Genomic DNA, 10,020 nt, shown 5'->3' with positions numbered 1-10,020 from the left:
GTATTGGGGGTTAAGATAAAAAGCAATAAAGATAACCACAAAACTATCAATGCATTGCGAAACTAATGTTGAACCGGTGGCACGTAACCATAAGGCCTTGTCGCCGGTAACTTTCTTAATTTTATGAAAAATAAGCACATCAGCAATCTGGCCTACAAGGAAAGCAACAATAGAGCCCACAATGATCCACATACCCTGCCCAAATATACCGGCAAACGCATTGTTCATATTTAGTGATTCGCCATTAATGGTTTGTGTAACCCAAAAATCGGAAGGCTTTAACTGCATAGCTCCACCTACAACAATAAAGGCATATGCTATTAAAATGGCCGTTAGAATAGATAAATAACGAACTTGTCGCACTCCAAAATACTCATTTATAATATCAGTCATGATAAATATAATGGGCCAGGTTAACACACCGGCCGACATATTATAGGAAAGATTGGGTACTCCCAGTAAATTAATATTGAACTTTTCGATACCAAGCGTACCTTCAACTGTAAATATCTTTACACCAATAAACTCCGAGAGTATGGCGTTCGCGACAAAGAAGCTCCCTAAAATAAGCAGTAACCTGCTCTCTTTTGTTTTAAAAGTCATAGCAGGTTGAAATTATTAAATAATTCTGATATAACAGGATAAATATTATTTCTATTTTCGCTTAAACATGATATCAATACACTCCAAATTACCCACAGTTGGCACCACTATTTTTACGGTGATGTCTAAACTTGCTGAAGAACATAATGCGATAAACCTATCACAAGGATTTCCAGATTATGACTGTGATCCTAAACTGGTAGATTTTGTAGCTGATGCAATGAAGAAGGGCTTTAATCAGTATGCTCCTATGCCCGGATTACAATCGCTTAGGGAACTTATTGCAGAAAAGGCAAATACGCTTTATGATGCTGATTATAACCCGGATACTGAAGTTACGGTTACCGCAGGTGGAACACAGGCTATTTTTACGGCACTATCTTCGTGCATTACTGCTGGTGACGAAGTAATTATTTTTGAGCCGGCTTACGACTCCTATGCCCCTGCAATTAAATTATTGGGCGGACTGGTAAAGCCTTACGAAATGGTGCCACCGGATTATGAGATCGACTGGGAAATGGTAAAGAAACTATTTACTGTGAATACCAAAATGATCATTTTAAATAGTCCCCATAACCCTACTGGCAGTATTTTAACGGAAAAGGACATCAAAGCGCTTATTAAACTCACTAAGAATACAGATATACTTATTCTTAGTGATGAGGTGTATGAGCATATCATATTTGATGGTATAAAACATCATAGCCTGGCTTTATATCCCGAATTAAGAGACAGAAGTTTTATTGCAGCATCATTTGGCAAATTACTACACACAACAGGATGGAAACTCGGCTACTGCCTTGCTCCTGCCAACTTAATGAAGGAATTTCGTAAAGTACACCAGTTCAACGTTTTTAGTGTAAACACGCCAATGCAGGTAGGTGTAGCTAATTACCTTAAAGACCCTGAAACATATAACGGATTACCCGAATTTTTCCAGGAAAAGCGGGATTTCTTCCGTTCATTACTTGGCGAAACTAAATTTAAATTATTACCTTGTCATGGTTCTTATTTTCAATGTGTTAGCTATGCTCACTTGAATGACGAGAAAGATACGGATATGGCCCAAAAGCTTGTCAGGGAAAATGGAGTAGCGAGCATACCTGTTTCGGCCTTCTACATTAGAAAAACAGATCATAAAGTATTACGCTTTTGTTTTGCTAAAAAGCACGAAACATTAGAAAAAGCCGTTGAAGGACTAATGAAGTTATAATTTACATCCCTTTAAATTAGAATAATGGATCAACCAAATAACCTGAATATTAGCAATCTCAAAATTACAATTTATCAGGCCTATCTGTTTTGGGAAAACATAGATAAAAACTTACAGAACCTTGCCCTTAGATTATCAATGGGGATAAAAGAGAAAACAGATCTGATCATACTYCCAGAGATGTTCAACACAGGTTTTAGCATGAATGCTGCTTCACTTGCCGAAGAAATGAACGGAAAAACAATGCAGTGGATGGCCCAGACAGCCGATAAATACGATTGCGTTGTTACCGGAAGTTTAATTATAAAAGAAAACGATAAATATTTTAACCGCTTAATATGGATGTTGCCGGATGGTAGTTTCAGCCATTATGATAAACGTCACCTCTTCGGTTTAGGTGATGAAGATAAAACTTACACGCCTGGCCACGACAAAGTGATTGTAGACTTAAAAGGCTGGAAAATACGTTTAGCCATCTGCTACGACCTTCGTTTCCCTGTATGGCTGCGCAATCAGAACGCAGAATATGATATACTATTATTAATTGCAAGCTGGCCTGATAAAAGATCGAGCCATTGGAATGCACTTATACCTGCCCGTGCCATCGAAAATCAAAGTTATGTGATTGCTGCAAACAGGGTTGGTCATGATGGAAAAGAAGTTTATCACAGTGGTCATTCTCAATGTATTGACCCAATGGGAAAAACTGTTTATTACAAACCTGAAGATGAAGATCTATACACCTTTAGCATAGGTTACGATGACTTGGTTAAAACCCGCCATAGTTTTCCTTTTCTAAGAGATGCTGATAATTTTAAAATTATTTAGTTACTTTAAACCTAAAATGTTTAATCGTAGAAAATTCAYAAAAACAACTGCAATATCGGCTTCGCTTCTTGCTGTTAATAAAAGTAGTATAGCCGAAATAATTCCGGCTAAATCAACCTCAATTGATGTTAAACCTATCGTAATCTCTACCTGGGATTTTGGAATTGCTGCTAATCAGGCAGCATGGAAAGTACTGTCTTCGGGCGGCAGAGCGCTAGATGCAGTTGAACAAGGTGTTCACGTGCCAGAAGCTGACCCAAAGAACCAATCTGTAGGCTATGGTGGCTTGCCAGACAGAGACGGGCACGTTACACTTGATGCCTGTATTATGGACGAACAGGGTAATTGTGGTTCTGTAGCAGGCCTGGAACATATTATGCACCCAATTTCTGTTGCCAGATTGGTAATGGAAAAAACACCACATGTAATGCTTGTTGGCGATGGTGCACTTCAGTTTGCTTTAGAAAACGGTTTTAAAAAGGAAAATTTACTTACCAAAGAAAGTGAAAAGGCCTGGAAAGAATGGCTTAAAACCGCAAAATATGCCCCGGTAATGAATATTGAGAACAAGCTCTATCAAAAAGCTGCTCCTACTAAATTGCCAGGCAATCAATACAATCACGACACTATTGGCATGCTGGCCATTGATGCAAAAGGAAATATTTCCGGTGCATGTACAACCAGCGGAATGGCTTATAAACTACATGGCCGTGTAGGCGACAGCCCAATAATTGGCGCTGGCTTATATGTGGATAATGAAGTTGGTGGTGCTACCTCTACCGGTGTTGGCGAAGAAGTGATCCGTAACGTTGGAAGCTTTCTGGTAGTAGAACTAATGCGCCAGGGCTATTCGCCCGAAGACGCCTGCAAAGAGGCTGTAATGAGAATCATTAAAAAGAAACCTGAAATTGCAAAGGTGATACAGGTGGGCTTTCTTGCCATCAATAAAAAAGGAGAATATGGCGCTTATGCTATTCAGAAAGGCTTTAGTTACGCCGTTTGCACTGAACAGAAAGATGACCTTTTAATTCCCGGAAAAAGTTATTATTAATATTAAGTATCATGGTAAATATGGAGGTTTGCGCCAATTCTGTAAGATCTGCTCTTGCAGCTCAGGAAGGTGGTGCAATAAGAGTTGAGCTATGCGATAATTTACCTGAAGGCGGCACAACACCAAGTTATGCAACGATCGCTTTGGCGAAAAAAATGCTTTCTATAAAGGTATATCCTATTATACGGCCACGCGGAGGTGATTTTCTATACTCTGATTTGGAGTTTGATCTAATGAAAGAGGATATAAAAATCTGCAAATCGTTAAATTGTGATGGAGTAGTTATAGGTATCTTAAAAGCTGATGGCAGTGTAGACAAAGAAAGATGCGCAGCGCTTATTGCTGCAGCTAAACCTATGCCCGTAACGTTTCACAGAGCCTTTGACATGACTAATGACCTGGAAAAGGCTTTAGAGGATATTATTGAACTTGGCTGTGAGCGAATTCTTACTTCGGGAGGAGAATCTTCTGCGCTTAAAGGAGCAGGTGTAATTGCAAAGCTAATTAAACAGGCTCAGGGAAGGATCATCATTATGCCGGGTGCCGGTGTTTCTATAAGTAATATTACTGATATCATTAAATTAACAGGCGCCAAAGAGTTTCATGCCTCTGCAAGGCATGCCGTAAAGAGCAAAATGCAGTTCAGAAACCCAAGATTGAGTATGGGAAGCATAGCTGATGAATTTAGTTACGATCTTACTGATAGTGAGACTGTAAAAAATTTAATCGGGCTTGCCAACAAACCTGCATAATAATCCGCTCAAAATCTTATCTTTGCGCCACTGATGAAGCATATACGTAATTTTTGCATAATTGCACATATTGACCACGGGAAAAGCACCTTGGCTGACCGTTTATTAGAATACACTGAGACGATTACTCAACGCGAATCGCAGGCCCAGTTATTGGATAACATGGACCTTGAACGTGAGCGAGGCATAACTATTAAAAGTCATGCCATACAAATGAATTATAAGGTTGGTGAAATTGAATACAATTTTAACCTGATTGATACTCCCGGACACGTAGATTTTTCTTACGAAGTTTCACGTTCTATCGCAGCTTGCGAAGGCGCCTTACTTATTGTTGATGCATCTCAGGGGATTCAGGCACAAACCATTTCGAACTTATATTTGGCTTTAGAGCACGATCTTGAAATTATCCCGATCTTAAATAAAATGGATTTACCTGGGGCAATGCCTGAGGAAGTAAAAGATCAGATTATTGACCTGATTGGCTGTAAACGTGAAGAGATTATCCCTGCATCAGGCAAAACGGGCTTGGGAATTCCTGATATTATTCAGGCCATTGTAGACCGTGTTCCTGCTCCGGTTGGTGATCCTGACGCGCCTTTACAGGCATTGATTTTCGACTCTGTATTTAATCCTTTCAGGGGAATTATCGCTTACTATAAAGTAGTAAACGGCCAGATTAAAAAAGGTGATAAGGTAAAATTCATAAACACAGGCAAACAATACTTAGCAGACGAAGTTGGTATCCTGAAACTGGATATGTCGCCACGCAGTGTTGTTAAGACCGGTGATGTAGGTTATATTATTTCGGGGATCAAAGAAGCCCGTGAAGTAAAAGTTGGTGATACGATAACCACTGTTGACAGACCATCGTTAGAATCAATTCAAGGTTTTGAAGAGGTTAAGCCAATGGTTTTCGCCGGAATTTATCCGGTTGATACCGATGAGTTTGAAGAATTGCGTGAGGCAATGCACAAGTTGCAGCTTAACGATGCTTCTATTGTGTTTGAACCTGAAAGTTCTGCGGCTTTAGGCTTCGGTTTCCGTTGCGGTTTCTTAGGAATGCTGCACATGGAAATTATCCAGGAACGTTTAGAGCGTGAATTTGACATGACGGTTATAACAACCGTACCCAACGTATCATATATCGCGCACACTACTAAAGGCGAAGAAGTTACCGTAAACAATCCTTCTGATTTACCAGATCCAAGTAAATTGGATTCTGTAGAAGAACCTTATATCAAAGCAAATATTATTACCAAGGCCGAATTTGTGGGTCCGGTAATGTCACTTTGTATTCAGAAAAGAGGGATTATTGTAAATCAATCTTACCTGACATCAGATCGTGTGGAGCTTGTTTTTGAAATGCCTATGGGAGAGATCGTTTTTGACTTTTATGATAAACTGAAAACAATTTCTAAAGGTTATGCTTCGTTTGACTACCATCAAGTTGGTTACCGCAAGTCGGACCTGGTAAGACTAGACATGCTGCTAAATGATGAGCCTGTTGATGCTTTGTCTTCGTTGATTCACCGTAGCAATGCTTACGATTTTGGAAAGAAAATTTGTGAGAAACTGAGAGAATTAATCCCTCGTCAACAATTCGAGATTAAGATACAGGCGTCTATTGGTGCAAAAGTGATTGCCCGTGAAACGCTTAGCGCTTTACGTAAAGACGTTACCGCTAAATGTTATGGCGGTGATATTTCCCGTAAACGTAAGTTATTKGAAAAACAGAAACAAGGTAAGAAACGTATGCGTCAGGTAGGAAATGTGGAAATTCCACAAACTGCATTTATGGCGGTATTRAAATTAGATTAACTTTTAAATTAGTATTTAGTAGGTAGTATTTAGTACTTAGACTGGATTCAGCTTGAATAAACAACTAGTCTAAGTACTAAATACTACCTACTAAATACTAGAAACTAAACACCAGGATGAAATTACTTGACGGAAAATTTGTATCAGAGAAAATAAAACAGGAAATAGCAGTTGAAGCTGCAGATTTTTTAGCAGAGAGTGGCAGAAAGCCTCACCTGGTAGCCATACTTGTTGGTAATGATGGCGGAAGTGAGACTTATGTTGCCAGCAAAATGAAAAACTGCGAAAAAGTTGGCTTCCAGTCTTCACTGATCAGATATGATGCTACCGTTACCGAGGAAGAACTGTTGCAAAAAGTTAAAGAAATTAACGAGGACGCCGGTGTTGACGGTTTAATTGTTCAACTTCCACTTCCTAAACATATTGATCCTGAAAAGGTAACTGAGGCTATCGATCATCGTAAGGATGTAGATGGTTTTCATCCAATCAATTTAGGACGCATGATGCGTAATTTACCTTGCTTTATTCCTGCTACTCCTTACGGTATTATGCTGATGTTGCAATCTTATCAAATAGATACGGTTGGTAAACATTGCGTAGTTGTTGGTAGAAGTAACATTGTTGGTAGCCCAATGAGTATTCTTATGGCCCGCAATGCAAATCCTGGTAACTGTACAGTGAGCCTTACCCATAGCAGAACTGCTAACTTAAAAGAAATGTGTTTGCAGGGTGATATCATTATTGCTGCTATTGGCAAAAAGAACTTCATTACCGCTGACATTGTTAAGCCTGGTGCTATCGTTATTGATGTGGGTATGAACAGAGAAACTTCTACTACTACCAAATCGGGATACAAACTTTATGGAGATGTAGATTTTGAAAATGTTGCACCGAAAGCTTCATGGATAACGCCTGTTCCGGGTGGTGTTGGATTAATGACCATTGTTGGTTTATTAAAGAACACACTTGCATCAGCTAAAAAAGAAATTTACCGCTAAGTAAATTTCTATGCTCTAGTCTTCTGTAATCGTCATCTCGAACATAGTGAGAGATCTCTTGGTTAGGCCAATTCAAGAGATCTCTCACTATGTTCGAGATGACGATCCTACTCCTATTTTCCAAAAAGTTTTTTAATCCAGCTTTCTTTAAAGCCTACATAAACCCCGTCAGATCTTGTTTCTAGCGGGTAAATATCTATATAATCGCCCTGTCCCTCTGCTCCTCTTCCGTTTTCAAGGTTGTACTCCCAACGATGAATAGGACAAATGAGATGCCCGTTTTTACACCATCCGCCACTTAAAATACCGCCGGCATGTGGGCAGGTGTTTTGTACTACAAAAAGTTTTTGTTGATGCTTTACCAGACAGAGCTTTTTACCATCAACATTGATCTGCTTTACAAATTCCTCCTCCGGTATTTCTGTCTCTATTTTATGCCACTTCAAAATTGAACTCTAATTAAATTTCAAACAACTTCTTCACAGATAGGTCATTTATATTCGCTCAATATACATATAATCTAATTTCCCCCGGATATTTATTTAACTTTGCAACCTTATATATGGCACATCAAATACCAGCAGACGGCACGCTACTTCCATTGATGGAAGAGTTTTACACTATACAGGGAGAAGGATTTAATACAGGTAAAGCAGCTTATTTTATTCGTTTAGGCGGTTGTGATGTTGGTTGTCACTGGTGTGATGTAAAGGAAAGCTGGGATGCTGAACTACATCCGCTTACGTTATCTGATGATATTGTTGCTAAAGCCGATACTTTTCCGGGTAAAGCTGTTGTAATTACCGGTGGTGAGCCTTTGATATATAACCTCGATTACCTTACTCAAAAGCTTCGTGAGCGAAAAATATTAACCTTTATTGAAACCTCTGGTGCTTACCCGCTTTCTGGAGAATGGGATTGGATTTGCTTGTCGCCAAAGAAGTTTAAAGCCCCAAGGCCCGATATTACACCTTTTGCAAACGAATTAAAGGTTATTGTGTTCAATAAAAGTGATTTTGAATGGGCAGAGAAATATGCTGAAACAGTTTCCGAAAACTGTAAACTTTACCTACAGCCTGAGTGGTCAAGATCAAAGGAGATTACCCCATTGATTATTGATTATGTAATGGCTAATCCGAAATGGGAAATTTCTTTACAGACACATAAATTTTTAAATATTCCATAGGTTTTCTATCTATTTCGCTATATTTAATATTATCGTTAATATAAGCGTCAATGAAGAAAACGTTACTCCTGTTCTTCTTACTCTTTGTTGTTGTACATGCTGGTGCCCAAACTACCAATATAAAGAAGGCGCAGACCAATTTTGATAAAGCTCAGAATTATTTAAAGCAAGATAATTATGACCTTGCAGTTTCTGCTTTATTAGAAACTGTAAAAGAAGATCCGTCTTTTCAGTTTGCCTTTATACAACTTGGCGATATCAATCGCAGAACAAAGAACTTTGATGCAGCTAAAACAGCATATCTGAATGCTTTAAATCTTGGAGCCGATAAAGCTGATCCCCGTTTGTATTATGGTTTAGCTGAATCGGAGTTAAATACAGGCAACTATTTGAATGCTTTAAAACACATTGAACTCTTTATTAAAAACTACAAAGGCAACGATAAAGATTTCATTAATAAAGCCAATAAATACCTTAAAGATTGTGAGTTTGCCGTTTTAGCAATAAAATCCCCACAGAAATACGAGCCGGTTAACCTTGGAAAAGAGATAAATTCAAGCTATAGAGACTACTTTCCTTCCATTACTGCAGATGGAGAAAAACTAATTTTTAGCAGAAACATAGATGGAAACGAAGACTTCTTTATTTCTTCCAAAATTAATAAAGAATGGACAACCCCTACTCCACTGAGTGATAAAATTAACACTTCAAAATTTAATGAGGGCGCTCAATCCATCTCGCCTGACGGGCTTTATTTGTTTTTTACTGGATGCAACAGACCTGATGGCTTAGGCAGATGCGACATTTATGTTAGTCATAAAGAAGGGAATAACTGGGGCGAACCTTTTAATCTCGGTGCCCCTTTAAACTCGCCTTTTTGGGATTCGCAACCTGCAATTAGTCCTGATGGCACCACTTTGTATTTTGTAAGCAACCGACCAGGTGGTTTAGGTGGCTATGATATATGGAAAAGCACACTAAAAAGCGATGGGTATTGGGGCGTCCCTCAGAATCTTGGACCCGAAATAAACACGCCATATGATGAGCATACTCCATTTATACATCCAGACGGAAAAACGCTTTATTTTTCGTCTGACGGCTGGCCCGGATTAGGAAATAAGGACGTTTTTTTAAGCAGATTAGACGATGCCGGGCATTGGGGCAAACCAGAAAACCTAGGTTATCCTATTAATACATTTAATGAAGAAACCGGCTTAATAGTAACTCCTGATGGCACAGAAGGTTTGTTTTCTTCAAATTTAAAAAGAGGATTTGGCGACATGGATATTTACCAGTTCAAAATGCCAGAAAATAAAAAACCACTCCCCATTACTTATGTAAAAGGCATTGTAAAGGATAAAGAAACAGGTGCATTTGTAGAAGCAAAGGTTCAGGTAGTGAACCTAAAAAATGGAAAAACTGAATATAACGATTATACTTCTAAAGAAACCGGAGATTTCCTTGCCGTAATGCCAATTGGAGGAAACTATGCCTTTAACGCTAGCTCCGATGGTTATTTGTTTTATTCTGAAAACTATGAATTGAATAGTTCCTATACTAACAAACCC

At 38.8% G+C, this 10,020-nt stretch carries 10 protein-coding genes; 8 read left to right on the top strand and 2 right to left on the bottom strand.

Translation table 11 applies throughout. The annotated features are described in order from the left end of the window. Nucleotides 1-603: queuosine precursor transporter (locus AC1DG9_RS17125; RefSeq protein WP_477634942.1), on the bottom strand; the 603-nt coding region annotated here is incomplete at its 3' end. Nucleotides 604-670: 67 nt separating this feature from the next. On the opposite strand from AC1DG9_RS17125, the gene AC1DG9_RS17120 reads away from it, so the two are divergent. The 6 genes from AC1DG9_RS17120 (at nucleotide 671) to AC1DG9_RS17095 (ending at nucleotide 7,266) form a co-directional block, all read left to right on the top strand. Continuing rightward, a complete protein-coding gene (locus AC1DG9_RS17120; protein ID WP_288883333.1) occupies nucleotides 671-1,816 on the top strand; it encodes a methionine aminotransferase in 1,146 nt (381 codons plus the stop codon). 24 nt (nucleotides 1,817-1,840) lie between these two features. After that, entirely contained in the window at nucleotides 1,841-2,644 is an 804-nt protein-coding gene (locus tag AC1DG9_RS17115; protein ID WP_172663170.1) for a nitrilase family protein, read from the top strand. A 16-nt stretch (nucleotides 2,645-2,660) separates the two neighbouring features. Further along, complete coding sequence (locus AC1DG9_RS17110; RefSeq protein ID WP_477634941.1) at nucleotides 2,661-3,695, top strand: glycosylasparaginase; 1,035 nt, start codon at nucleotides 2,661-2,663, stop codon at nucleotides 3,693-3,695. A gap of 11 nt (nucleotides 3,696-3,706) precedes the next feature. Then, nucleotides 3,707-4,447 carry a copper homeostasis protein CutC gene (locus AC1DG9_RS17105; protein ID WP_172663172.1) on the top strand — a complete coding sequence of 247 codons (741 nt, stop codon included), beginning with the start codon at nucleotides 3,707-3,709 and terminating at the stop codon, nucleotides 4,445-4,447. A gap of 33 nt (nucleotides 4,448-4,480) precedes the next feature. Further along, nucleotides 4,481-6,268 (top strand): translation elongation factor 4, encoded by a 1,788-nt coding sequence (gene lepA / locus AC1DG9_RS17100; protein ID WP_477634940.1) that lies wholly within the window; start codon nucleotides 4,481-4,483, stop codon nucleotides 6,266-6,268. A gap of 116 nt (nucleotides 6,269-6,384) precedes the next feature. Further along, nucleotides 6,385-7,266 (top strand): bifunctional 5,10-methylenetetrahydrofolate dehydrogenase/5,10-methenyltetrahydrofolate cyclohydrolase, encoded by an 882-nt coding sequence (locus AC1DG9_RS17095; RefSeq protein ID WP_477634939.1) that lies wholly within the window; start codon nucleotides 6,385-6,387, stop codon nucleotides 7,264-7,266. 113 nt (nucleotides 7,267-7,379) lie between these two features. Here the strand turns inward: AC1DG9_RS17095 and AC1DG9_RS17090 are convergent, their stop codons facing one another. Continuing rightward, a complete protein-coding gene (locus AC1DG9_RS17090) occupies nucleotides 7,380-7,712 on the bottom strand; it encodes a Rieske (2Fe-2S) protein (protein ID WP_216854490.1) in 333 nt (110 codons plus the stop codon). 116 nt (nucleotides 7,713-7,828) lie between these two features. Here AC1DG9_RS17090 and AC1DG9_RS17085 point away from each other — a divergent pair, with 116 nt between their 5' ends. Together AC1DG9_RS17085 and AC1DG9_RS17080 are read left to right on the top strand one after the other, a co-directional pair. Continuing rightward, a complete protein-coding gene (locus AC1DG9_RS17085) occupies nucleotides 7,829-8,452 on the top strand; it encodes a 7-carboxy-7-deazaguanine synthase QueE (protein WP_172663174.1) in 624 nt (207 codons plus the stop codon). Nucleotides 8,453-8,502: 50 nt separating this feature from the next. After that, the coding region (locus tag AC1DG9_RS17080) for an OmpA family protein (protein WP_477634938.1) at nucleotides 8,503-10,020 on the top strand (1,518 nt) is incomplete at its 3' end.

The sequence above is a fragment of the Pedobacter sp. 05L430 genome (assembly GCF_056397585.1).
Note: the sequence above shows the minus strand (reverse complement) of the source record. Positions and strands in the feature narration are given on the sequence as shown.